The organism is Bartonella sp. AP58NXGY (genome assembly GCF_042195785.1).
GTDB lineage: Bacteria > Pseudomonadota > Alphaproteobacteria > Rhizobiales > Rhizobiaceae > Bartonella.
Genome location: NZ_JBHIOY010000127.1, coordinates 1 through 261, shown reverse-complemented (window position 1 = coordinate 261; position 261 = coordinate 1). Strand labels below are relative to the sequence as shown.

The following is a 261-nucleotide window of genomic DNA, read 5'->3' as shown; positions in this document are numbered from 1 at the left end:
GATAAAGAAATAGGAAGGAAGGGCGATCAAAGTATTTCACTTATTCAAGTTGCAGGGAGGGCAGAGGAAAGTTCTTTTAAGTTACTCAATAGTTATACGACGGTAAATGGTTTTCCTTATCAATATAAACTTCGTGGCTATGGTCCAAGTTCTTCTGCTGGAAATGCAGATCCCAAAAATAGATTGGTTGCAGGAACAAGAGATTTTTGGGACTTTCGTCTCGAAAGTGTTTATATTGGTTCTGAGTTAGATTCTTCTGAA

General features: G+C 37.5%; 1 protein-coding gene. It reads left to right on the top strand.

The genetic code is table 11. The features are described 5' to 3' along the window. The coding region (locus tag ACFINC_RS09925) for a hypothetical protein (RefSeq protein WP_375617107.1) at nt 1–261 on the top strand (261 nt) is incomplete at both ends.